Annotated in this window: 24 protein-coding genes; 9 read left to right on the top strand and 15 right to left on the bottom strand. The window is 64.1% G+C overall.

What is annotated here, in order from left to right; translation table 11 throughout:
• The first annotated feature begins 117 nt into the window (after positions 1-117).
• The 5 genes from Q2T94_RS07450 (at position 118) to Q2T94_RS07430 (ending at position 4609) form a co-directional block, all read left to right on the top strand.
• Complete coding sequence (locus Q2T94_RS07450) at positions 118-1095, top strand: PstS family phosphate ABC transporter substrate-binding protein (RefSeq protein WP_302263495.1); 978 nt, start codon at positions 118-120, stop codon at positions 1093-1095.
• 25 nt (positions 1096-1120) lie between these two features.
• Complete coding sequence (gene pstC / locus Q2T94_RS07445; protein WP_302263494.1) at positions 1121-2074, top strand: phosphate ABC transporter permease subunit PstC; 954 nt, start codon at positions 1121-1123, stop codon at positions 2072-2074.
• Positions 2074-2988: a phosphate ABC transporter permease PstA gene (gene pstA / locus Q2T94_RS07440; protein WP_302263493.1), complete on the top strand. Its 915-nt coding sequence runs from the start codon at positions 2074-2076 to the stop codon at positions 2986-2988. The genes pstC and pstA overlap by 1 nt, the downstream gene beginning before the upstream one ends.
• Positions 2989-3104: 116 nt before the next feature.
• A complete protein-coding gene (pstB, locus tag Q2T94_RS07435; protein WP_436836843.1) occupies positions 3105-3875 on the top strand; it encodes a phosphate ABC transporter ATP-binding protein PstB in 771 nt (256 codons plus the stop codon).
• Complete coding sequence (locus Q2T94_RS07430; protein ID WP_302263491.1) at positions 3872-4609, top strand: winged helix-turn-helix domain-containing protein; 738 nt, start codon at positions 3872-3874, stop codon at positions 4607-4609. Before pstB ends, Q2T94_RS07430 begins: the two co-directional genes overlap by 4 nt.
• A 16-nt stretch (positions 4610-4625) precedes the next feature.
• Here the strand turns inward: Q2T94_RS07430 and Q2T94_RS20540 are convergent, their stop codons facing one another.
• From Q2T94_RS20540 to arsB, 5 genes are read right to left on the bottom strand one after another with little or no spacing between them, the layout of a single operon-like run.
• Complete coding sequence (locus tag Q2T94_RS20540; RefSeq protein WP_367281531.1) at positions 4626-5639, bottom strand: arsenate-mycothiol transferase ArsC; 1014 nt, start codon at positions 5637-5639, stop codon at positions 4626-4628.
• 5 nt (positions 5640-5644) lie between these two features.
• Complete coding sequence (locus Q2T94_RS07420) at positions 5645-5980, bottom strand: ArsR/SmtB family transcription factor (RefSeq protein ID WP_302263490.1); 336 nt, start codon at positions 5978-5980, stop codon at positions 5645-5647.
• Between the two features lie 40 nt (positions 5981-6020).
• A complete protein-coding gene (locus Q2T94_RS07415; protein WP_302263489.1) occupies positions 6021-6665 on the bottom strand; it encodes an arsenate reductase ArsC in 645 nt (214 codons plus the stop codon).
• 39 nt (positions 6666-6704) lie between these two features.
• Positions 6705-7121 (bottom strand): arsenate reductase ArsC, encoded by a 417-nt coding sequence (locus tag Q2T94_RS07410; protein WP_302263488.1) that lies wholly within the window; start codon positions 7119-7121, stop codon positions 6705-6707.
• A complete protein-coding gene (arsB, locus tag Q2T94_RS07405; protein WP_302263487.1) occupies positions 7118-8206 on the bottom strand; it encodes an ACR3 family arsenite efflux transporter in 1089 nt (362 codons plus the stop codon). Before arsB ends, Q2T94_RS07410 begins: the two co-directional genes overlap by 4 nt.
• 248 nt (positions 8207-8454) lie before the next feature.
• On the opposite strand from arsB, the gene Q2T94_RS07400 reads away from it, so the two are divergent.
• Positions 8455-8949, top strand: coding sequence for a universal stress protein (locus tag Q2T94_RS07400; protein ID WP_302263486.1), 495 nt, complete (start codon positions 8455-8457; stop codon positions 8947-8949).
• Here the strand turns inward: Q2T94_RS07400 and Q2T94_RS07395 are convergent.
• Genes Q2T94_RS07395 through Q2T94_RS07380 form a run of 4 tightly spaced genes read right to left on the bottom strand, consistent with a single transcriptional unit; the run spans position 8930 to position 12017 of the window.
• A complete protein-coding gene (locus tag Q2T94_RS07395) occupies positions 8930-10186 on the bottom strand; it encodes an MFS transporter (RefSeq protein WP_302263485.1) in 1257 nt (418 codons plus the stop codon). The genes Q2T94_RS07400 and Q2T94_RS07395 overlap by 20 nt on opposite strands.
• 2 nt (positions 10187-10188) lie before the next feature.
• On the bottom strand, positions 10189-11178 hold the full coding sequence (gene trxB, locus Q2T94_RS07390) for a thioredoxin-disulfide reductase (RefSeq protein WP_302263484.1): 990 nt from the start codon (positions 11176-11178) through the stop codon (positions 10189-10191).
• A 44-nt stretch (positions 11179-11222) separates the two neighbouring features.
• Entirely contained in the window at positions 11223-11654 is a 432-nt protein-coding gene (locus Q2T94_RS07385) for an arsenate-mycothiol transferase ArsC (RefSeq protein ID WP_302263483.1), read from the bottom strand.
• Between the two features lie 3 nt (positions 11655-11657).
• On the bottom strand, positions 11658-12017 hold the full coding sequence (locus Q2T94_RS07380; protein ID WP_302263482.1) for an ArsR/SmtB family transcription factor: 360 nt from the start codon (positions 12015-12017) through the stop codon (positions 11658-11660).
• A gap of 118 nt (positions 12018-12135) precedes the next feature.
• Here Q2T94_RS07380 and Q2T94_RS07375 point away from each other — a divergent pair, with 118 nt between their 5' ends.
• The 3 genes from Q2T94_RS07375 (at position 12136) to pstS (ending at position 15390) form a co-directional block, all read left to right on the top strand.
• Positions 12136-12582, top strand: a complete 447-nt coding sequence (locus tag Q2T94_RS07375; protein ID WP_302263481.1) for an arsenate reductase ArsC — start codon at positions 12136-12138, stop codon at positions 12580-12582.
• A gap of 31 nt (positions 12583-12613) precedes the next feature.
• Positions 12614-14101, top strand: coding sequence for an FAD-dependent oxidoreductase (locus Q2T94_RS07370; protein ID WP_302263480.1), 1488 nt, complete (start codon positions 12614-12616; stop codon positions 14099-14101).
• Between the two features lie 134 nt (positions 14102-14235).
• On the top strand, positions 14236-15390 hold the full coding sequence (pstS, locus tag Q2T94_RS07365; protein ID WP_302263479.1) for a phosphate ABC transporter substrate-binding protein PstS: 1155 nt from the start codon (positions 14236-14238) through the stop codon (positions 15388-15390).
• A 535-nt stretch (positions 15391-15925) separates the two neighbouring features.
• On the opposite strand, the gene Q2T94_RS07360 is transcribed toward pstS, so the two are convergent.
• The 6 genes from Q2T94_RS07360 to Q2T94_RS07335 all read right to left on the bottom strand — a co-directional run bounded on the left by Q2T94_RS07360 (position 15926) and on the right by Q2T94_RS07335 (position 22407).
• The gene (locus Q2T94_RS07360; RefSeq protein ID WP_302263478.1) at positions 15926-17185 is read right to left on the bottom strand and encodes an APC family permease; all 1260 of its coding nucleotides are present in this window, start codon (positions 17183-17185) and stop codon (positions 15926-15928) included.
• Positions 17178-17498 (bottom strand): Rv3488 family transcriptional regulator, encoded by a 321-nt coding sequence (locus tag Q2T94_RS07355; RefSeq protein ID WP_302263477.1) that lies wholly within the window; start codon positions 17496-17498, stop codon positions 17178-17180. Before Q2T94_RS07355 ends, Q2T94_RS07360 begins: the two co-directional genes overlap by 8 nt.
• Before the next feature lie 408 nt (positions 17499-17906).
• Positions 17907-20294, bottom strand: a complete 2388-nt coding sequence (locus Q2T94_RS07350; RefSeq protein ID WP_302263476.1) for a hypothetical protein — start codon at positions 20292-20294, stop codon at positions 17907-17909.
• An 88-nt stretch (positions 20295-20382) separates the two neighbouring features.
• Positions 20383-20733 carry a helix-turn-helix domain-containing protein gene (locus Q2T94_RS07345; RefSeq protein WP_302263475.1) on the bottom strand — a complete coding sequence of 117 codons (351 nt, stop codon included), beginning with the start codon at positions 20731-20733 and terminating at the stop codon, positions 20383-20385.
• Positions 20730-21689, bottom strand: a complete 960-nt coding sequence (locus tag Q2T94_RS07340; protein WP_302263474.1) for a tyrosine-type recombinase/integrase — start codon at positions 21687-21689, stop codon at positions 20730-20732. Before Q2T94_RS07340 ends, Q2T94_RS07345 begins: the two co-directional genes overlap by 4 nt.
• Positions 21690-22008: 319 nt before the next feature.
• Positions 22009-22407 (bottom strand): LexA family protein, encoded by a 399-nt coding sequence (locus Q2T94_RS07335; protein ID WP_302263473.1) that lies wholly within the window; start codon positions 22405-22407, stop codon positions 22009-22011.
• Between the last annotated feature and the right edge of the window lie 386 nt (positions 22408-22793).

Raw genomic sequence — 22793 nt, 5'->3', positions numbered from 1 at the left:
TTCCGCCTCCGTTCCTCTCCAGTTAACCAGCTGTTCATATAGACAGACTTCTATGTGTATAGATCGGGAACCCCGAGCGGCGCGCCTCGGGGCGCGATCCTTATGGAAGGAAATTTAGTGAAGACGTTCAACTCGCCACGTTTGCGTGCAGGAGCCCTTGCGGCCCTGGCACTCACCCTCACCCTGACCGCCTGCGGCGGCGGCCAGCAGGCCACCACCGCCGAAACCTCGGGAGCGGCAGCCGTCTCGGGTTCGGTCGCAGTCGACGGATCCTCGACCGTGGCACCTCTCTCCGAAGCCGCCGCAACACTCTTCCGCAGCGCCAACGCCGACATCAACGTTTCCGTCGGCACCTCCGGGACCGGCGGCGGATTCAAGAAGTTCTGCGCCGGCGAAACCGACATCTCCAACGCCTCACGTCCCATCAAGGACGAGGAAATTGCCGACTGCAAGACCAACGGCGTCGAATACTCTGAGATCGTCATGGCCAACGACGGCCTCTCCGTCGTGGTCAACCCGGAAAACACCTGGGCGCAGTGCCTGACCGTCGAACAGCTGGCCAAGATCTGGGGCCCGAAGGCCGAAGGCACCGTGATGAGCTGGAAGGACGTCGACGCATCGTTCCCGGACGAGCCGCTTGACCTCTACGGCGCCGGCACCGACTCGGGGACCTTCGACTACTTCACCGAGGCGATCAACGGCGAAGAAGGCGCGATCCGCACCGACTACAGCCCCTCCGAGGACGACAACGTGACCATCCAGGGCGTCCAGGGCTCCAAGGGATCCATGGGCTTCTTCGGCCTCTCCTACGCCGAGGAGAACCCGGACTCGGTCAAGATCGTCCAGGTTGACGGCGGCAAGGGCTGCGTCACGCCGTCCGCCGAGACCGTCCAGAGCGGCGAGTACGAGCCCCTCGGCCGCCCGCTGTTCGTCTACGCCGCCAACGCCTCCTACGCAGACAAGCCCGCGGTGAAGGAATTCGTGGACTACTACGTCGCGAACGCGACCCCGATCGCCGAGGAAGCCCTCTTCATCGGACTGACCGAAGCACAGCAGAAGACCGCGAAGGACCAGCTCGCTGCCATCGGCAGCTAGTCAGCGGACAGATAAAGGCATTGTTATGACTGTTGTACGCGAGACGGGCGGTCCGGCCATTGCGCCGGGCCGCCCGGCCCCGTTTTCCTTCAAGGGGAAGCCCCGCCACGGGGAGCGGGTCATCCGCATCCTCCTGGCCCTGGCCGCCGGGGTCACCGTCGCCACCACGATCGGGATCCTGTTCGCCCTCGTCGTTCCCGCGATCGGCTTCTTCCGCGAGATCCCCGTGACGGAGTTCCTCTTCGGGGACCGCTGGGCCCCCCGCTTCGCCTCGGCATCCTTCGGGGTGCTCCCGCTGGTTTCGGCCACGCTGTGGACGACGGGCATCTCCCTGCTCATCGCCGTCCCGTTCGGCCTGGGCGCGGCCATGCTCCTGTCCGAATACGCCAAGCCTGGCCTGCGCAAGGTGCTCAAGCCCATCCTGGAAGTCCTCGCGGGCATCCCAACCGTCGTGTACGGCTTGTTCGCGTTGTCCTTTGTACAGGCCACGGTCCTGCGCGAGTGGCTGGGACTGGACACCGGGGCGTTCAGCGTCCTGGCCGCCGGCATCGTCATGGGCATCATGATCGTTCCGACCATCGCGTCCGTGTCCGAGGACGCCATGTCCGCCGTGCCCCAGGCCATGCGCCAGGGGTCCGCCGCACTGGGCGCGAACCGGATGCAGACCACAATCCGCGTCGTGTTCCCCGCAGCGCTCTCGGGCATCATCGCCGCCATCGTGCTCGGGGTTTCCCGGGCCGTGGGTGAGACCATGATCGTCGCGATGGCCGCCGGCAGCCAGGCGCGCATCGTCGGAGGGGCCCTGGAGCAGGGTCAGACGATGACCGGCTTCATTGCCAACGCCGCCCTCGGGGATTCCCGGGTGGGTTCCCTGGAGTACGAGACGCTCTTCGCCGTCGGGCTCCTGCTCTTCCTCATCACGCTGTTGGTGAACTTCATCAGCATCGCCATCGTCCGCAAGTTCAGGCAGGCCTACTAGTGCGTACCATCCAACGATCCGTTATGGACCCGGTCAAGCCACTGGGCTACCGGACCAAGCGCCTCAGCGGCGAAAAGACCCCCACGGCATTGGTCTTCCTGTGCCTGATCTGGCTGGCGTTGGCGATTTCCTTCGCCTTCCTCGTGGTCCTCATCGTCACGACGTTCATCGACGGGCTGCCCATGGCCACCTCGAGCCTCCTGACCAACTACCCCTCGTCCTCACCCGATGACGCGGGTGCACGGCCGGCCATCCTGGGATCCATCTGGGTGGTGGCGGCCACCGCGGTCTTCACCATCCCGTTGGGCGTCGCCGCCGCGATCCACCTGGAGGAGTTCGCCAACAAGCACAACTTCTTCAACCGGGCCGTGGAACTGAACATCCAGAACCTCGCCGCAGTCCCCTCGATCATCTACGGCCTGCTCGCCCTGTCCTTCCTCTCGGCCATGGGCTTCGAGAACAAGAACATCGTCATCGGCGGCGCGCTGGCCCTGGGACTGCTCATTATGCCGGTCATCATCATCGCCACCCGCGAGGCCATCCGCTCGGTGCCCATGGAAATCCGGCAAGGGTCCATGGCCTTGGGCGCCACCAAGTGGCAGACGGTCTGGAGGCAGGTGCTGCCCTCCTCCATGCCGGGCATCGCCACCGGCTCCATCCTCGCCCTGTCCCGCGCATTGGGTGAAGCGGCACCGCTGCTGGTCCTGGGCGGGCTGGTATTCGTCAGCTTCGACCCCAACGGGCTGATGAGCCAATTCACCACCATGCCCATCCAGATCTTCAACTGGTCCAGCCGCCCCCAATCCGAGTTCCACGAACTCGCCTCCGCGGCCAGCATCATCCTGCTGCTACTGCTGGTCCTGATGAACGGCGTGGCCATCTACATCCGCAACCGATACCAGAAACGGTGGTAAACACCATGACCCATCCCGCCCAGGCGGCCCCGGCCGCACCAGTCCAGATGGCTCAGGCCCCCACCGGTTCGGCACACCGCCCTCCCGCGCTGTCGCATGCGGTGGATAACGCGGTCATCACCTGCCGCGACGTGAACGTCTACTACGGGGATTTCCGCGCGGTCACCGGCGTGGACCTCGATTTCGGCCTGAACGAGATCACCGCCCTCATCGGTCCCTCGGGGTGTGGCAAGTCGACCTTGCTGCGTTCCCTGAACCGGATGAACGACCTCGTGGACGGTGCCCGCGTCGAGGGAAGCATTGAGTTCCGCGGCGTTGACATGTATGCCAAGGACGTTGATGCCATTGAGGTGCGCCGCCGCATCGGCATGGTGTTCCAGAAGCCGAACCCGTTTCCGAAATCGATTTACGACAACATCGCCTACGGCCCGCGGGTGACCGGCATGAAGGTCTCCAACATGGACGATCTGGTGGAGGAGGCGCTCACCGGCGCGGCACTTTGGACCGAGGTCAAGGACAAGCTCAAGCAGTCCGCCTTTGGCCTCTCCGGAGGGCAGCAGCAGCGACTGTGCATCGCCCGGACCATCGCGGTCAAGCCCGACGTGATTCTCATGGACGAGCCCTGCTCGGCCCTGGACCCGATCGCCACGACCCGCATCGAGGACCTGATGCAGGAACTGCGCAACGACTACACGATCGTGATCGTCACGCACAACATGCAGCAGGCTGCACGGGTGGCGGACCGGACGGCGTTCTTCACGGCGCTGGCAGCCGAGGGTTCCGGGGACCGTACCGGCGTGCTGGTCGAATACGCACCGACCGGTGAGATCTTCGAACGGCCCCGGGACCAGCGCACCGAGGATTACGTCTCCGGCCGTTTCGGATGATCCCACCACCCGAACCTGTCCGGGCACGGACCGCGGCGCATTCCTCCCTGGCCCACGGGCCGTGCCATGTCGTGGCGATTTGTTCGGGCAGCACCCTCCTGGGGGAGGACAAGGCACGCTTCGAGGCAGCCGGAATACGGCTCACCGAGGTCTGTTCGGAGGCCGAGGCGCTATTGCGGATCGGTGGCGGCGACGTCCAGGCCGTGCTCATCGACAGCCGTCTAAAGGCGATCCCCGCCCCGGAAATGGTCGCGGCCATTCATCGGTACTGTGACCTGCCCATCCTCGTTGCCCTCGAGGGATCCGATTCCGGGCATCGGGTCGGCTATGAATCCCTCACCGAGGGTGCCGGGGGCCTGCTCACGTTGCCCGTGGGCACCGATGCGTTGGCCAGGATGCTTGCCACTGCGGGCTATCGCCCGTCCCGCAACCAGGCCGCGATCCGCCGGGGTGGGTTGGAGCTGGACCCCCGGGCCATGGTCCTGTCATTCCCCGGCGGGCGGATCGACCTGAACCTGCGCGAGATCTCGGTGGTGCGCGTCTTGCTCACGGCTGCACCGGACACGGTTTCCCTGGGTGAGCTGGAAAAACTGTGGGAAAACGGCAGCGCGCAACCCAGTCGCAATGCCCGCATGGCCGTGCTCAGGATCCGCCAGAAACTTTCGGCCGCGGTGCCCGGCGGGGAACTGATGCTTCAGACTGTCAGGGGCCGAGGGTACCGGTTGATCGGTTAGGCCCAGCGGCCGGAACCTAGGACAGTAGTTCGTTGACGAGTGCCTGGACACGGCTATATACGTCGTCGCGTACCCGCCGGACCGTCTCGATGTCCCTGGCATGAGGGTCAGGGACATCCCAGTCCAGGTAACGCCGGCCCGCATACACGGGGCAGGCGTCCCCACAGCCCATGGTGATGACGATGTCGGAGGCCTGGACGACCTCGTCCGTGAGCGGCTTGGGGAATTCCCCGGCCACCGAGCAGCCGATCTCGTCGAGCACCTCGATGACGACATCGTCAATGACGTTGCCTGGTCCGGAGCCCGCCGAACGGACCCGAATGCGCTCTCCTGCCAGGTGCCGCAGGATGCTGGCGGCCATTTGCGACCGGCCACTGTTGCGCACGCACACAAAAAGGACCTCCGGCACCGGACGGGCGACAATGCCACGCGCCGAGGCGAGGGCGTGGAGCCTGTCGGTCGCGAAGCGGCTGGTCAGGGAGGGAAGCAATCGCTCCACTTTCGCCCGCTCACGCAGTTGCCAATAGGTTTCGAGAACGTAGCTGGACACTGTCTCCGGCGAGAAGGTGCGTGCAAACCGCTCGGAGAGCTGCTGCGCGATGCGGGCCACCACGGGAGGGACATCTTCGGCCCCGGGCACCGCGACGAACGCGGAGGGGACCGGACGGCCAGCGGCGGTGCCCGGGCCCCGCAGGTCCACCGTGCGGTGCACCGCGGTTCCGAACCGGCCCAGAATGCCGGCGAACCTCATCCAGGCGGCCGCGCTCGGCGCGAGCGTGAAGTCGCCGGATGCGTCTGTGGACACGGTGGCCAGGTCGACCGCCAAAAGCCGTTCAACCATGCCGTCCATCCGGTCAACGGGTTCCTCAAGCAATTCGGCCAGTCGGTGGACCGTCAATCCGTAATCGGGAGTGGAGGCCAGCAGCGCCAACAGGCGCACGCAATCGGGATCCGCCAGGACCCCGACCTGCCGGGCCAAGTCACGGGCTTCGTCGTCGGGAAGCGGCCGCAAGACCACATTTTCCTCCATGATACCTACCTGAGTATGTCGCTGACCGGGCCACGGAAGTCCTCCGCGAGGGTGTAGATCACCGTCCTGCCCTCCTGCCGGCGCGTCACAATGGCCGCGTCATGGAGGATCTTGAGGTGGTGGCTGATCGTGGGCTGCTGGAACGCGAGTTGGGACACGAGGTCACCGACGGTCACACCTCCCGGTTCGTGTCCCAGGATCATGCTCAGGAGCTGGAGCCTGGTGGGATCGGCGATGGCCTTCAGTATCCGGGCCAATGCCTCGGCCGAGTTCCGGGCCAACGGCGCCGATCCCGTGGGGTTCGCGCCCCGGGCGTGCGGGGCTGGATTGGCTGGAAGCATAAAAGCCAGTTTATCGGAGCCCCGCCGGGGATCAGGGACCCTACGTGGTCTTGATGCGTTCCCACAATGCGTGGACGCGGGTTTCGATGTCGGAGAGGATTGCCCGGGCATCCTCCAACGACACGTTTTCCGGGTCTGCGACGTCCCAGTCCAGGTACTGCTTGCCGGGGTAGATCGGGCAGGTGTCCCCACAGCCCATGGTGATGACATAGTCGGCCGCCCGCACCACGTCGTCGGTCAGCGGCTTGGGAAAGGCATCGGCCAGGTCGATGCCGCGTTCCTTCATGACGTCCATCGCCAGAGGATGGATCTCCCCGGCCGGAAGGGATCCCGCGGACCTCACCTCCACCTTGCCGCCAGAGACCGTGGAAAGCAGCGCGGCCGCCATCTGGGAGCGCCCCGCATTCTGCACGCAAACGAACAAGACCTGCGGGTGCTCCTTGGCGATGCTGCCCATCGACTGGGCCAGCGCATGCAGCCTGTCATCGGCGAAGCGCACGGAAATCGTTGCGAGATAGGTGCGTACCTTGGCGGTGCGCCCCAGTGTGGCGTAGGACTCGAAGACGTAGCGCTCCACCATCTCCGGGGCGAAAATCCCGGCATAGCGTTCGGACAGGTGTCCTGCCGAGCGGTGGAGAACGTGGGTGTCCATCGTGGAATCCGGGGCGGTCTGCTGCTGTTCCATTGTGGTCCTCTTCCTAGTGCCTGTATGACCTGGGGGCAGTTACTTGGTGGCGGGTAGCAGTTCGGAGATGAGCGCCTCGATGCGTGCGCGGATGTCGTCGCGGATCGGGCGGACGGCGTCCACTCCCTGGCCTGCCGGGTCATCGAGCTGCCAGTCCTCGTAGCGCTTTCCCGGGAAGATCGGGCAGGTGTCCCCGCAGCCCATGGTGATGACGACGTCGGATTCCTTCACGGCCTCGGTCGTGAGGATCTTGGGGGTTTCCCCCGCCATGTCGATGCCGACCTCGTTCATGGCCTGCACGGCTGCCGGGTTCACGGTGTCGGCCGGCTGCGAGCCGGCGGAGCGGACCTCGATCCGGCCTTCCGAGAGGCTGGAGAGGAAGGCGGCGGCCATTTGGGAGCGTCCGGCGTTGTGGACGCAGACGAACAGGACGGAAGGCTTGGTGGTGGTGTTCATGCGTTTGCCTTTGCGGGGTTGAAGGAAGGGAAGAATTTGCGGGACCACAGGGCCACGTAGACCAGGGCCACGAGCAGCGGAACCTCGATGAGCGGGCCGACGACCCCGGCTAGGGCCTGGCCGCTGGTGACCCCGAAGGTCGCAATGGCGACGGCAATGGCGAGTTCGAAGTTGTTGCCCGCGGCGGTGAACGCCAGGGTGGTGGTGCGGGCGTATCCCATGCGCAGGGCATGGCCGATGAGCATCGAGGCTCCGAAGACCACGACGAAGTAGACCAGCAGGGGCAGGGCGATGCGTGCGACGTCCAGGGGCTTGGCGATGATGGTGTCACCCTGGAGGGCGAAGAGCAGCACGATGGTGAACAGCAGGCCGTAGAGGGCCCAGGGGCCGATCTTGGGCAGGAACTTGTTTTCGTACCAGTCCCGGCCCTTGGCCTTTTCGCCGAAGGTGCGGGTGAGGTACCCGGCGACCAGCGGGATGCCGAGGAACACGAGGACCGAGAGGGTGATGGTCCAGATGGAGAATTCGGCGCTGGTGGTGGGCAGGCCCAGCCAGGATGGGAGCGCCTGGAGGTAGAACCAGCCCAGGGCGCCGAAGGCGATGACCTGGAAGACGGAGTTGATGGCGACCAGCACGGCGGCGGCCTCGCGGTCCCCACAGGCCAGGTCGTTCCAGATGAACACCATGGCGATGCAGCGGGCCAGTCCGACGATGATCAGCCCGGTGCGGTATTCGGGGAGGTCGGCCAGGAAGATCCAGGCCAGCACGAACATGAACGCCGGGGCCAGGACCCAGTTGATCACCAGGGAGGTGATCATGAGTTTCTTGTCGCTGAGCACGCGCCCGGTCTCGTTGTAGCGGACCTTGGCCAGCACCGGGTACATCATCACCAGCAGGCCCAGAGCGATGGGCAGGGAGACGCCGGCGACCTGGAGGGAGTCCAGGGCCGCGCCCAGGCCGGGAATGAGCCGGCCCAAGGCGAGTCCGAAGGCCATGGCGGCCAGGATCCACACGGCCAGGTATCTGTCCAGGGTGGACAGTTTGGCGGTCAGGTGTTCGGTGGCGGGCGGGGCGTCAAGCGTCACGTCGAATTCACTCCAAAAGATTAGGCATCGACGAGTGTCGATACATCGAGTATCCTTCCTTATATCGACGGTTGTCAATGTCGCGACCCGTCGCCCGGGTGAATTGTGGTTGAACTGTTTGTGGCAGGGGACGGGCCGCGGGCTTTCCCGGCCTGGTTCTCCCAGGCGGCCGGACTCTGATGGCGGCTGGTTTACGCCGTCATGCTGAACGCCAGGCGGCGGGCCACCTGAGGGAACGAGGGGTGGATATGTCCCCGAACGATGCGGCACCGGGGCCCCTGGTGGTGGGGGTCGTTCCCCGGCAGCACCCCGAGGTCATTGCCCAGGCCTCGCTGCTCGCCGGGCAGCTGGGCCGGTCCATCCTTTTCGCCTTTGTGCAACCCAACAGTTATTTGACGGAGTGGGATCTCAAGGGAAACATCACCGACCAGTCCTTGCACCCGGGCGACCTTGATGATGACATGACCGCCGATGCGTTGGGCATTCTTGACGCCATCGAGGCGCAGATGGCCGACTGCGCAATTGTGTGGACCTTGCGCATCCTGGCGGGCGAACCGTGGAAGGCCCTGGCCCGTCTGGCCTCCGAATCCCGGGGATCCATGATCATCGTGGGGACCCGGAAACCAGGTGTGGGGGCGCAGGTCTCCGAGTGGCTGGGCGGGGCCACGGCCTCGCACCTGGCCGCACACCAGCACCGGCCCGTCCTGGTGGTGCCCCGCATTCCTACGAACCCAAAGCGCTGAGGCCCGAGGGTTCGGATGCTGGCGCTGGGGCGCAGGGCTTGGGCTTGCCGCGGTGCAGGAACATCAGCCAGATGGCCAGCGCGAAAGCCAGCAACGTGACACCGCCCAACACCATCAGGGTGTTTCTGTGCCCCAGGTTTTGGATCAGTACCGTGCCGATGATGGGTGCCGCCGCCTGGGCGAGGAGGGAAGGCAAGGCGATGCGGCCCATGATCCGGGCATAATGTTCCTGACCAAAGAGTGCCAGCGGGACTGTTCCGTTGGCAATGGAACTGAGCCCAATCCCCACCCCGTAAACAATGACCAGGATCGCCGGCACCATGATCCCGAGGCCGAGGAAGCTGATGGCGACCGCCATGGCGCAGGTAGCAGTCAGCATGGTCCACAGGGGGTGGTGTTTGCGCCCGATGACCAGTTCGATGAGCCTGGCACCGACTTGTGAGGGGCCGATCGTTGCGGCCAACACGACGGCCGCCGTGCCGGCGATGCCGATACCAGCCAGCAAGGTGAACATGTGCATCGACATCAGCGCGGCGGTTGAGGTGCCCAGGGTGGAGATGGTCGCAACCAAGACAATCAAGGGCCAGCGAGGCGCAACGGGCCGGTGGGCCTCGCTGTTCGGACCGCGGGATCCGCCCTCGGGCGTTGGTGCAAGCGGCTGTCGCGGAATGGTAAGCGCATACAAGGGTGCGGTGATCAGCAGGTGTGCCCCCGCATAGGCCAGGGCCGTCCACCGCCACCCGACCTCGTTGACCAGCACGGCGCTCAGTGGCCAGCAGATGCTGCTGGCGAAACCCCCGAACAAGGTCAGGAGGTTGATGGTCGAGCGTGCCGAGACGCCGTAGGTGTGTCCCAGGACGGCGAACGCCCCGCTGTAGAGTCCCCCGCTCATGCCCAATCCGAGGATCACCCAGGCCCCGAGGTACCACCACAGGTTCGGGGCCAAGCCGAGCACGGCCAAACCCAGTGCCAGCAGCAGGGCGCTGGCTATCAGGACGGTGCGCCCGTGATTGCCGGCCACCAGGGCACCGACGCGTGGCGAGCCGAGACCCGCGATGACCAGCCCCACAGAGACGCCAGCCATCACCAGCGAGCTGGACCAGCCGGTGTCCGTGGCGATGGGGCCGGCCAGGACCGCAAGCAGGTAGAAGGTCGAACCCCAGGAGAGGATCTGCCCGATGCCCAGGCCGGTGACGACGTAGCCGCGCCTGCTTGTGAATCTCCGGGTGAGGCCCATGCCTAGACCAGTGCGGCGGTGCTGCCCTGTGTCTTTGTGGCGGATTCTTCGCCAGCGGCCAGGAAGTGCGTGACGTCCAGGGCCGCAACGCAGCCGGACCCGGCGGCGGTGATGGCCTGCCGGTAGGTCGCATCGATGACGTCCCCCGCGGCGAAGACGCCCGGGAGGGATGTCTGGGAGGTGCGGTCCTTCACGGCGATGGTTCCGGCCGCGGTGAGTTCCACCTGGTCAGCGACCAGGTCGGTGCGCGGGTCGTTGCCGATGGCCACGAACACCCCGGTCACCGGGAGGCTGCTGGTTTCGTGCGTGAGCAGGTTCTGGAGTCGCAGGCCCGTGACCTTCTCCTCGCCCTCGATGTCGGTGACCGTGCTGTTCCAGATGAAGTCGATCTTCGGGTGGGCCAGTGCGCGGTCGGCCATGATCTTGGAGGCGCGCAAGGTGTCGCGGCGGTGGACGACGGTGACCTTGGAGGCGAACTTGGTGAGGAAGAGCGCTTCCTCCATGGCCGAGTCGCCGCCGCCGATCACGGCGATCTCTTGTCCGCGGAAGAAGAACCCGTCACAGGTTGCGCACGAGGACACGCCGTGGCCGGTGAGCCGCTTTTCGTGCGGCACGCCCAGGGTGCGGTAGGCCGAGCCGGTGGAGAGGATGACGGTATGTGCCAGGTAGGTGGAGCCGTTTCCGGCGGTGACCTTTTTGACGTCTCCGGTCAGGTCAACGTGGGTGACGTCGTCGAAGAGGATCTCGGCGCCGAAGCGTTCGGCCTGCTTCTGCATGTTCTCCATCAGGTCCGGACCCATAATGCCCTCGGTGAAGCCGGGGAAGTTCTCGACTTCGGTGGTGTTCATCAGCTCGCCACCGGCGGTCACCGAACCGGCGATGACCAGTGGGGCCAAATCCGCGCGGGCAGTGTAGATGGCGGCGGTGTATCCGGCGGGGCCGGAACCGATGATGATGACGTTGCGGATGGTCTCGGTGGTTCCAGTGCTCATGGGGAAGCCTTCCAAAAAAGGGGGGAAACGGGGTGTGCGGGGGTTTAGTGCGACGCGATGAGTCGGTGGGTCAGGTCCTTGACGCGTGCGTGGATGTCGTCGCGGACCAGTTCCATGCGCTCGGTGCCTTCGATGCCGCGCAGGGAAGGTTCGTCCGTTTCCCAGATTTCGATCTCGACGCCGTCGACGGCCGGAACCTTGGCCTCGGTGCCCAGAACCACCACGTGCCCGGCGGCGCGCATGTTGTCCTCGGTCAACGCCTTGGGCTGCTCGGCAGTGATGTCGATACCCAGGTCCTGCAGGACCTCAGCCGAGAGCGCATTGATGGCCTTCCCCGGATGCGTGCCGGCCGAGGTGACGGTGACCTGGTCCCCGGCCTCGAATTTCATCAGGCCGGCGGCCATCTGGGACTTGCCGCCGTTCTTGACGCAGACGAACAGGACGGCAGGACGGGCCGCCGGTGAAATATCGCTCATGGGTTAAGCCTTCGGGATCAGGGTTGCGGCCAGGGAATCCAGGGCCCCGGGAACCAGCGAGTAGTAGGCCCAGACCCCGCGCTTCTCGCGGTTCAGAAGCCCGGCTTCCACCATGATCTTCAGATGGTGGGAGACGGTGGGTTGGCCCAGGTTAAGCGGCTCGGACAAATCGCAGACGCAGGTCTCGGCCTCCGGGGACGCGGAAACGATCGACAGGATGCGCAGGCGGTTCGGATCGGACAGCGCCTTGAATCGCGCTGCCAGGGCCTCGGCCTCGACGGCCAGCAAGGAATCCTGCCCGTGCGCAGGAACGCAGCATGGGGCTTCTGCCTCGCTGATGTGTGTGGCAACCTGTGTGGGCATGTGCCTCGCCTCGCTTTCCTTACGGCTCCCGGACGGGAGATTGACAATCGTCGATATAAGAAAGCATACTCGATACATCGAAGCTCGTCGATGCCTAGCCTTTTGGAGCGAATTCCACGTGACCCTAACCTCCCAGCCTGCCGCCGCGGAACACCTCACCACCAAGCCTTCCGTCCTGTTTGTCTGCGTCCACAACGCCGGACGCTCCCAAATGGCCGCCGCCTTCCTCTCCAGCCTCTCGGAAGGCCGGATCGAGGTCCGCTCCGCCGGCTCGCAGCCTGCCGACACCGTGAACCCGGCAGCCGTGCAGGCCATGAACGAGGTCGGCATCGACATGGCGGGGGAAACCCCCAAGATCCTCACCACCGAGGCCGTGAAGGAATCCGACGTGGTCATCACCATGGGCTGCGGGGACACCTGCCCGATCTTCCCGGGCAAGCGCTACGAGGACTGGAAGCTCGATGACCCGGCGGGCCAGGGCGTGGACGCCGTCCGCCCGATCCGCGACGAGATCCGCACCCGCATCGAGGCGCTCATCTCCGAACTGCTGCCCGCTACCAAGTAACCCCCCCTTCGAATCCCAGGAGTAGAAGACCATGAACCAGAATTACCCCGTGATCATCATCGGAGCCGGACCCATCGGGCTGGCCGCCGCGGCACACCTGATCGAACGCCACCAGGATGTCCGCATCCTCGAATCCGGAACCAGCGCCGGCGCTGCCATCCAGGACTGGGGACACATCAAGCTCTTCTCCACCTGGAAATACAACATCGACGCCGCCTCCCGCCGCCTCCTGGAAACCCCGACGGACACCTACGCCGGGGACTGGGAGGCACCGCGCGAAACCCGCCTGCCCAGCGGTGCGGACATGGTCAGCGAATACCTCGAACCGCTGGCCGCACACCCGGCATTGGCCCCGAACATCAGCTACGGCCACTGCGTCACCCACGTCACCCGCATCCAGGCCGACGGCAAGAGCGTGGACAAGACACGCACCAATGGCCGCGAAGATGCCCTTTTCCTGGTGCGCACCCAAACAGCAACGGGCACCGAGGATCTGCTGGGCCGGGCCGTCATCGACGCCTCCGGAACCTGGGGCACCTCCAATCCGGTGGGCCGCTCCGGCATCGAGGCCATCGGCGAAACCCAAGCCCGAAGCGCAGGCTTCATCACCTCCCCGCTTCCCGATCCGCTGGGAACGGACAAGGAAGCCTTCGCCGGGAAGACCATCCTGGTCCTGGGCGCCGGACACTCCGCGGCCAACACGCTGATCAGCCTGGGTCGGTTGCGCCAGCAACACCCCGACACCACCATCCTCTGGGGCCTGCGCGGGGAAGCGAACCCGGTCAAGCTCTACGGGGGCGGGGCGGCGGACGAATTGCCGGCCCGCGGGCAGCTGGGCACGTCCCTGCGCCGCTTCGTCGAGAACGGCGACATCACCATCCTGGAAAACGTCTCGGTCAGTGCACTGGACACCGGCGAGAAGTTGACGCTGAACCTCTCCGACGGCCGCAGCCTCGTGGTCGACCTCCTGGTTCCGGCCACCGGCTTCCGCCCGGACCTGGCCATGCTCTCCGAGTTGCGCCTGGACCTGGATGCGATCGTCGAAGCACCCAGCGCGCTGGGCCCACTGATCGATCCGGAGTTCCACAGCTGCGGCACCGTCACCGCCCACGGCGAACGGGTCCTCGCCCACCCGGAGACCGACTTCTACATCGTGGGGATGAAGAGCTACGGCCGTGCCCCGACCTTCCTCATGGCCACCGGCTACGAGCAGGTCCGCTCCATCGCCGCGTCCCTGGCCGGGGACCGTGCGGCCGCCGACAACGTCGAACTCCAGCTGCCCGAAACCGGCGTATGCTCCACCGACCTGGGCGGTTCCTGCGACGCCCCGGCGGTCGGCGAACCGGCGGCCGCCTGCGGCATAACGGAACCGGCACCGGATTCCTGCTGTGGCACTCCTGAACCGGCAGCCGAACTGACCGCCGATGCCTGCTGCGGTCCGCAGCCGGTCACCATCGGATTCGCCACCGGAACCCTGCACGGCCACGCCGAACTGCTGGGCGAGCCTGCGTCGCGCTAAAGAACTCGCGCTATAGAACACGGGGGTCCCGCCCGGCGGGACCCCCATGGCCGCACACCACACGGCTACCCAAGACTTCGTCCAAGGCGCCCCATACCGCTTTACCCACCCCCTCTCATTCCCAGGAGTACGTCATGCATGGTGGCCCGCACCATTCCTTTGCCCCGAAGCGCGCCCGTTCAGGTATCCGTATGGGTTCGATCGCCTCGGTGCTTGGATTGACGTTGCTGCTGGCCGGCTGCGGTTCCGACTACCCCTTGGGGGAGGCTCAGAAGGAAGCCGCGCAGCGGAACCCGTCAACCTTGAGTGGAACCCTCACCGGAGGTGGGTCGACGGCGCAGAACTCGGCCATGAATGCCTGGACCAACGGGTTCGCCTTCCTGCATCCTCGCGTCCAGGTGCAATACGCATCCGTTGGTTCCGGGGCAGGACGTGCGGGGCTGCTTGCCGGGGCCACGCAATTTGCCGGGTCCGATGCCTTCCTGAAGGAAGAGGAAGTTGCCAAGTCCCAGGAGGCGTGTGGCCCGCAAGGTGCGATCAACATCCCCGCCTACATCTCGCCGATCAGCATTGCCTTCAACCTCCCCGGCATCAAGGAACTGAACTTCGACGCGGAGACGATTGCCGGGATCTTTGCCGGCAACATCACCAGTTGGCAGGATCCGGCCCTCAAGGCCCTGAACCCGGACGTGGCCCTGCCGGATATCCCGATGACGGAGGTCGCACGATCCGATGATTCGGGGACGACCGAGAACTTCACCGAATACCTGCATGCTGCCGCCCCCGAACAGTGGCCCCACGAACCCGACGGCAGCTGGCCCACGGGCCTGGCCACAGAACAGGCCCAAGGCAACTCCGGTGTCGTGACCACCGTGGCCCGCACTCCCGGCGCCCTGACCTATGCGGATGATTCCCTGGTGGACCAGACCCTGGGCAAGGGCAAACTCCGGGTGGGGGATTCCTTCGTAGAGGTCAGTGGCGAGGCTGCGTCCATCGCAGTGGGTGCTTCGGAGCGTGTGGAGGGACGGCACAATAACGACATTGCCCTGGAGCTGGACAGGACAACCACCGAACCCGGGGCCTACCCGCTGGTGCTGGTCTCCTACTTCATCGTCTGCAGCGGCTACACAGACCCCACGACCCTGGAATTGGTCAAGACCTTCGGGCACTACGTCGTCAGCGACGAGGGGCAACAGGTTGCCTCCGACTCGGCCAAGAGCGCACCCATGCCCGAGAAACTCGCGCAGGAAGCCCGACGGGCCCTCGATTCGATTTCGCTGCGTCCCTGATCCGATCCCGTGGCGGCTAAACGCCGTCTCGGCCTATTTCCCCTCGTTTAACGATTCCCATCTGTCGAGCGGCGAACGTGGTGATCCTTCTAATTTCTTCTGATCCGCAAGAATGTGCAGACGACTTTGGAAACCTAATACAGTCGGCTTCTGAAAACGACACTCGCTGTGAGGATCGAACGGTCCCGGTGAGGGTTCGGCTTTCGGAATGATCGCGTCTCGGAATCCGGGCTACCCCCGTTACTGCTGTGGCTTTCAAAGCTAAGCGTCGCATTATTTTCAGCGATACATGTTTCATGCCCGGACCCCCTGATTCACGTCAGCCTGTAGCCTCAGGGCACCGGCGATATGCGGGCCGCTGCCCGGAGGGGAGCCTTCTGCTGGTCGTTGCATCGTGCCAGAAAGCCACGTGAGGCCGCCTGGTCCATGAAATACGGTGACCATGCGACCTCGAACAGGTGAGGCCAAAGCGATCCAGCGTGGGATTGCGTGTTCAATATGACGATCCTGTGACCGCCACCTGCGCTCGGGTTATCTATCGCATTTGCATTTGGCGTAGCCGAAACACTCGCAGCAGGATGCCGACAACAAAGACGGCGACTCCGGTCAGGATTGAGGCCGGTGGCAGCGTCGCCACCAGTGCGACACATGCCAGGGCGCCGATGACTTGCAGCACCTTGGGGTACCGCCGATCAGCGGCTGGTTGGGTGAATGCGGCAATGTTTGCCACCAGGTAGTAGACAAGGACGCCAAAGGACGAGAACCCGATGGCACCACGTAGATCCGCCACGGCGATCACGGCGCAGATCACGACGGCCAGGACCACTTCGGCACGATGCGGGACCTGGAAGCGGGGATGGACGGCGGCAAGCCAATTTGGCAGGTCATGTTCCCGGGCCATGGCTAGGCTGGTGCGGCCCAGCCCGGCAACCAGGGCCAACAGCGCACCCAATGCGGCAACGGAAGCACCAACGCGTACGACCGGTGCGGCCCACGCCCACGTACCTGAATCTACGACACTGGCCAAGGGGGTTGGTGAGGCTGCGATTCCATCGGCTCCGATGGTTGCCAGCATTGTCACGGCTATTACCGCGTAAACGATGATCGTGATAAGCAAGGAAATCCCGATGGCACGAGGAATGGTCTGTCTGGGGTTGCGGACTTCTTCGCCCATCGTCGCGATCCTCGCGTACCCCGCGAATGCGAAGAAGAGTAGGCCGGCGGATTGCATGATCCCGTACCACCCGTGGGCCAAGAGGCCCTCACCAAGAATGTTCGGTGACGTAGGTTTGTTTCCTCCCCAGGCGGCCGCCACGTCAATGGCCAGGGCAATCAGGACGATTACAACGAGGATTCTTGTCAGCCGCGCGGTGCGTGTGACTCCTCGGTAGTTGACGGCCGCGAGGCCAATAACTGCCGCGATGGCGACCGGTCGTTCCCAGCCGTCCGGGGCCGCGTAGGCGGCGAACGTCATGGCCATTGCTGCGGCGCTGGCGGTCTTGCCGACAATGAACCCCCAACCGGCCAGGTACCCCGACCAGGGGCCCAGGCGTTCACGCCCGTAGACGTAGGTTCCGCCAGAGGTCGGATAGGCAGCTGCCAGTTGGGCGGAGGATGTGGCGTTGCAGAAGGCGACGAACGCCGCCACCACCAGGCCCACCAAAAGGCCTGAGCCGGCCGCCGCGGCGGCCGGGGTGAAGGCGGCAAAGACGCCCGCGCCGATCATCGATCCCAGTCCGATGACCACCGCGTCGGTGGTGCCCAGTCTGCGCGCCAAGGTTGGCTGATTACTCATTTTCATCGTCCTTTTGCGGTGCGGGGAGTACCTCGGCGGCCAGCTCAGCAACGGCCTTGCGGCCTTCGGCCAAGGCCTCGATACCCTGCGGTGTGGCTCGGTAGATGCGGCGGGGTCGCCCGTCGATGACTTCCGTGCGGGAGGTGAGCAGTCCCTGCTCTTGCATTCGGTGGAGGGTTGGATACAGGGTTCCCGGGGAAATCGCGTATCCGTGGTTGGAGAGTTCTTCCGACATCCATGCGCCGTGAATGTCCTCCTCGGCGGCATGGTGCAGGATGTGCAGCCGGACGGCTGCACGGGTCAGTTCACGCACTTGCACCCCTCTAGAATTTCATGATATCGAAAGCCGATATCTAAAGACGATACTACTCGTGGTTCCGTTCACGTGGGGAACGCTACGTTGTTTGTTGGGGAACTATTCATCTGCGCGGTGTCATGTTCCGGCTGCATGCGGCAGTTTGATGACATGGAGGATTTCCTGCGCTGCGACATCAGCCGATACAGCCCAACTTGGCCTTGCCATTTCTGTACTGCTCGTGGGGTTAACTTTCTTGACCATGGCTGGAAAGCCAGAGCTGATTCCGCTCGACGCTGCTGGCCCCTTTGGGAAACTCGAATAAAGTCCGATACCGAGTCGCCTCAGCAATCGGGTGGCGCTCCGTATCCACCTCGTACCGTCCCGGTGAGCGTTCCTTCCGGTCATGGAAGGGCTGCTGATAGGTCAGCCCAGCGGAGTGGCAGGCATGGCTAGTGCCGCGTACCGGGCGTTTGACGCCGCTACGGCATTGGACCAACGGATCGCGGTGGTCGTCGAGTTACCCGTCAGCCGTGCCAATATGGCGGGCGGCAGTTCTTGGGCCAACTCAGCCATGGCGCCTGTCCTGCCACGGGAAGCAGAGACTCCCAGAGTCTTCATTCTTCCGATCAACGTGGATGCCGAGAGGGGATATCCGGTCCTGATCCCGGGAAAAAGCCAGTCGGTGTCACGGGTGGGCGCAAACAGTCGTGGTGCCATCCGGTTCTCGTGGGTTCCAATAGCCAGGTCCACCAAGGCATCGGGAAGGAGCAGGGGATCGTTCCCCAATTTCAGGTAGACCCGTTCGTCGTTCGTGCTGATGTCGGACACGCGCAGCTCCACGATTTGCTGTGGTCCGGCGCCGAAGAGCAACACCAGGGCCGCGGCAAAGCGCACGGCAACCGGCGAGGTGCACCCGGGGTCCAGGATTCCGTGCAACAGGTGCGCCCGTTCGTTTGCTGGCGTGCCGGCCACGTCAAGGGCGTTGCCGGGTTTCCTGAGGATCTCGATTCTTCGGACCATCCCGTTGGCGTGCGCCCACGCGAGAAAGGGCTTGACCCGGTGTCTTTCCGCCGACCCGCTGGCTCTCCAGCGATCCATGTCGGACTGTGTGAGGGAGGCCAGTGCCCGGTTCTGCTGCTGCAGCCATTCGAGAAGTTCCATGACCAGGCGCAGTTCCCGGCGGCGGCTCGTCGTCAGGCTGGAATGGACTGGGGATTTCCGCTTCCGTAGTTCCCGCACGTGGCGCCACCGGGCAAACTGGACAAAGGCCGCTCTCTGTTGTGGATCCGTGATTCGCTGTCCCGTGCGGGTGATCCATTCCTCGAACCTCGCCAGGTTGTTGTCGCGGTACGGCAGCAATCCTGCATCAACCAGGAGCGAGCGCACGGCCCGTGTCGCCTGGTCCGCCCCTGCATGGTCGAGGAATTCATGGGTAGGTATGATCTGCGAATCCATGATGCTGCGAAGTAGCCCCATGGATGAGTTCCTCGCCGCGGCAAGGATGGACTGCGGCTTGGCATCCTGGCAGAGATCATGGATGGCTTGGGCCACCGGGCTGTTTGCCCTGGCTTCAAGGGGCACCAGTCGTTCGAGTTCATCGTCCGCGGCGCAGTGCTGACACAAGTCGGCCACCTGGAGGTTTTCGTGGCGTCCGCATCGACCGCAGTCGCGAAACGACACCGGGTCCTTGGGGTAGCAGTAGTCGCAAAGCGGTTTCCCCTGCGCCCGGCCCACCACAATCCGGTGCCGTCCGCAGTCGGAGCATGGCTCGGGTTTGCGCGAGCACCGACCACAGATGGCTATTCCCTGGTCATTGCGGGTGGCGGCTCGGACTTGTGTGCCACAGAGCGCGCAGGTTTCCTTCTGGCGTGAGCACTCGTGGCACCGTGCCCGGGAAGTGCCGGCGAACAAGCACGGTTTTTGCCGCTGGCATCCGGGGCAGTAGTCGATGCGATGCTTGGGTCGACATTTGGAACAGACCGGCCCGTCGGGTCCGTTCCAGGCCACGTACCGCCGTTGCCCACAGTCGATGCATGTGGCCGTGCGGTCGGGCAGTTTCTTCATGCACGTTTGGCAGATTCCGGTCCCGTCAGCGGCGTGCAGCACCAGTACTTGCTCCCGCCCGCATTGGGAGCAGGTTTCCCGTTTGCTCGCGGAATAGCACCTGGCACAACAACGCAATCCTCCCAGGATGTTGGCCAGGGTCGCTTCCCGACCACACCGCCCACATGCCACGGGAGTCACCTTGACGCCGGCTTTCTCCAACGCGGCATGGAATCTCAGGAACAACACTGATCCCGCCGCAGGCTGGGCGAACCACTGCTCGGACCGGGTGTTCAATTCCAAGGAAAGCCTGAGGATGGCTCCTGCTTTCCAGGTGCTGTGCACCGTCGCGGCCACGGCCTCGAACTGGCGTGCGGTGATGCCGCATCCGCTGCCGCGAACGGCGGTCCTGAACACGGCCTCCACCTGCCCCAGCTGGCCTTCCCAGCAGGTGCCGCACCATTCCTGCCCGCCCACCAAGGCGCGCCGCTTGCGCTGTTGCCCGCAGCGCGAGCACTCGATGTGCACGCGGCGGTCTAGTGAATAGCACGAAGCGCAGATGCCGTGCCCTCCTCTGCGGTTTGGCAGGCGGCGTTGCTCGTGGCAGCGGTGGCATCGCGGGCGTTTGAGCGTGGTGGCTCCTTCGTGAATCAGCTGGTCGATGATGCCGGCCAGGCTTGAGGGCATCGTATCGTCCCCGGAGGTCAGAAGCCCGATGTCATCCTGCAGGACCGAGAGCAGTTCGGGGATTGCGGGCCGTGCTGCCATGGTCCGCGCCACGGCCTGGCGAATCCGGGGCCGGGGAAGGCCGGGTTCTATCCGATGAATAAGTTCGGCAATGTCGTCAAGGGCGTCCTCACGCTTCATGGTCGGGAACAATGTTGGCACGCTTGGGACGGAACCCTTCTTTCCGCAGGAAATCCGCCGTTCCCGTGGTGTCCTGATCCTCTGTACCTGTCTTGGCAGATGAATGACGCAGTTCGACGCGTTGAACCAGGTCATCGGCGCTGCAATCGAAAATGTCCATGAGTGCCATCAAGACATGCAGGTTCAGCCGTTCGGGTTTCTCCGTGGCAAGCCGGTAGGCCTGGCTTGAGGACAACTCGATTCCGCGTTCTTTTAGCTCACGATTGAGCTTGGTGGTGGTGAACATTCCCGCGGCAGCCATGAGTTCCCTCAACCGCCATTCGTACCCGATCGTTTTCATGTTGCGCCTTTCGTCTTGGGTGATTCCGGCAAGAGCTTGGCCAGTGCCTGGTGCATCATTTTGTTGGCGAAGTCCCCGCTGACTGCCGTGTAGATCGCCGTGGTGGATTGGTAGGCGTGTCCTACTTGTTGCTGTACGAAGACCGGATCGATCCCCGATTCGATCAGGTGGGTCACGTAACTGTGCCGCAGGCAGTGCGGCGAAAGGGCCTTCTCCAGGCCCAGCCCGTCACGTAGTTGTCCAAAGGTTTTCCGCAGTTCATGCGTGCTGGTGCGGGTTCCCCGTTCGGTGACCCACAGGGCATTGGAATCCTTGGTGCGCACTTGCGGCCACACGTTCTCCACATAGTCGCGCACGGCGTCAACCGCCCACGGGTGCAGGGACATGACCGAGCGACGCTTGGGGGCCGAGCCCGCCGAGGATTTGCCGTGGCGGACCTGCAAGACGCCGAAGCGCCCGAATTCCGGGTGGTGCGGGTTGGCGTAGAAGTCGTTGACGTCCAGCTGCACGGCTTCGTTGATGCGAAGGCCCCACCCGTAGATCACCTTCAGCATCGTGGAATCACGGTATGCCGACACCGCTCCCTTGCGTCGTGCGGCGATGCAGTCCTCGACCCTTTCATCTGCCCGGTCCAGGAGTTGTTGGATCTCCATTCGGCTCATGGGCCGGCGCCCGGGCCGGCCCTCGTATTCCTGCAGGTGTGCCACGCTGTTCCACTCGTGGCAGACCTGGGACGGGTAGTTACCGAAGCGGGAGGAGCATTCTTCAACCCAGCCGTAGTGCTCGGAACACAAGTAGCTGCAAAACTCCCTCACCGCGTACTGGTAGGTGCGAATCGTCGAGGGAGCCAGTTGCTTGACTGCCACCAAATGCATCATCCACTCGTCAAAATCCGCGGCGCTCCAGTTCCAGGGCCAGTCATTGGTAAACGCCTGAAACTGCGAAATCTGGCTCACAGTGCCTCGCACGGAGGATTCTTTGAGGTTCCGTCCGCCACGTTGGCGCATTTGCCAGCCCTCCAGCATGGCAGTGAAAACTGATTCTGCTTCGTTCAGGAAGGAGACACCCGGCAAAAGCGATAGCGAGGCAGAACCCGGCGGTACTCCTCGATCAGCCACAATAATCTCCCGTCTAATGCACTATTCCTGCATTAAACGGGGGATTACTCGGTATGTCCAGAGCGTTCCGCCCTTTTCGTCGGGTCAACGTTAGACAACAATGGCAATAACACCCCTTGTGCGGGCTGTAATCACCCGTTTAACGGAATAGCACCACTTAGAGTCGATGGATGCACGTTTCAGCCACTGCCCACACGCTCAGGGCTCCCCACTCCCCCACGACAATATCCGGGTACTCGGAATTTTCGGCCTGGAGCACCACGCCTTGCGGGGCGAGCCGAAGACGTTTGACGGTCATTTCCCCGTCAAGGATCGCCACCACGATAGACCCGTCCACGGGTTTTCGTGCCCGGTTGACGATGAGCTCGTCCCCGTCCGAGATTCCCGCCCCCTGCATGGAATGTCCCGAGACGCGCACAATAAAGGTGCTCGTCTTATCGTGGATCAGGTAGTCGGAGAGATTGATTTCGCCGGAGAAATAGTCCTGGGCGGGAGATGGATACCCGGCGGGAATGGATGTTCCAGCGACTAGGAGCGGGATCGGCGAGCCCTCCACCTCAAGAGAACGTAAGTTCTAAATACTTGTCATTGCTACCCAAATTTTAGAACATTTATGCCAACCCTAGGATACGTCCGCTCCCAACGTTTTGGTCCGCCCTGCCCTTGTGGGAGTGAAGCTGGTTGGAATGATCGATACCCGCGAGCGGCCCGATTCCGGCTACCGGGAAGCCACCGCTGAAGCCGGGGACCGCGAGGCCGCGTTCGCGTAATTGCAGGGTTCTCTCAAGAATGGCGAGCGACTGCTCTTCATCCGTCGCCCCCAGGGCATAAAAGTGCGGCCCCCCGGAGACAAAGCCAGGGGGCCGCGGTGTTCCCCACAGAGAGAAACACTGTTTGCCGTGAGGCAAGTATTTGGGTGTTCCCAACAATATCGAAGCGCTT

The sequence above is a fragment of the Paeniglutamicibacter sulfureus genome (assembly GCF_030512175.1).
In the GTDB taxonomy this organism is placed as follows: Bacteria; Actinomycetota; Actinomycetes; order Actinomycetales; family Micrococcaceae; genus Paeniglutamicibacter; species Paeniglutamicibacter sulfureus.
The sequence above is the reverse complement of the archived record's forward strand: the minus strand, read 5'-3'. Positions and strand labels throughout refer to the sequence as shown.

Coding starts and splice junctions, on each gene's coding strand:
- Q2T94_RS07415 (WP_302263489.1), bottom strand. CDS start 6,665: ATGGAACAGCAGCAGACCGCCCCGGATTCCACGATGGACACCCACGTT.
- Q2T94_RS07400 (WP_302263486.1), top strand. CDS start 8,455: ATGTCCCCGAACGATGCGGCACCGGGGCCCCTGGTGGTGGGGGTCGTT.
- Q2T94_RS07395 (WP_302263485.1), bottom strand. CDS start 10,186: ATGGGCCTCACCCGGAGATTCACAAGCAGGCGCGGCTACGTCGTCACC.
- Q2T94_RS07380 (WP_302263482.1), bottom strand. CDS start 12,017: ATGCCCACACAGGTTGCCACACACATCAGCGAGGCAGAAGCCCCATGC.
- pstS (WP_302263479.1), top strand. CDS start 14,236: ATGCATGGTGGCCCGCACCATTCCTTTGCCCCGAAGCGCGCCCGTTCA.
- Q2T94_RS07350 (WP_302263476.1), bottom strand. CDS start 20,294: ATGGCAGCACGGCCCGCAATCCCCGAACTGCTCTCGGTCCTGCAGGAT.
- Q2T94_RS07360 (WP_302263478.1), bottom strand. CDS start 17,185: ATGAGTAATCAGCCAACCTTGGCGCGCAGACTGGGCACCACCGACGCG.
- Q2T94_RS07430 (WP_302263491.1), top strand. CDS start 3,872: ATGATCCCACCACCCGAACCTGTCCGGGCACGGACCGCGGCGCATTCC.
- Q2T94_RS07345 (WP_302263475.1), bottom strand. CDS start 20,733: ATGAAAACGATCGGGTACGAATGGCGGTTGAGGGAACTCATGGCTGCC.
- pstC (WP_302263494.1), top strand. CDS start 1,121: ATGACTGTTGTACGCGAGACGGGCGGTCCGGCCATTGCGCCGGGCCGC.
- Q2T94_RS07420 (WP_302263490.1), bottom strand. CDS start 5,980: ATGCTTCCAGCCAATCCAGCCCCGCACGCCCGGGGCGCGAACCCCACG.
- trxB (WP_302263484.1), bottom strand. CDS start 11,178: ATGAGCACTGGAACCACCGAGACCATCCGCAACGTCATCATCATCGGT.
- Q2T94_RS07385 (WP_302263483.1), bottom strand. CDS start 11,654: ATGAGCGATATTTCACCGGCGGCCCGTCCTGCCGTCCTGTTCGTCTGC.
- Q2T94_RS07370 (WP_302263480.1), top strand. CDS start 12,614: ATGAACCAGAATTACCCCGTGATCATCATCGGAGCCGGACCCATCGGG.
- Q2T94_RS07410 (WP_302263488.1), bottom strand. CDS start 7,121: ATGAACACCACCACCAAGCCTTCCGTCCTGTTCGTCTGCGTCCACAAC.
- Q2T94_RS20540 (WP_367281531.1), bottom strand. CDS start 5,639: ATGGAGGAAAATGTGGTCTTGCGGCCGCTTCCCGACGACGAAGCCCGT.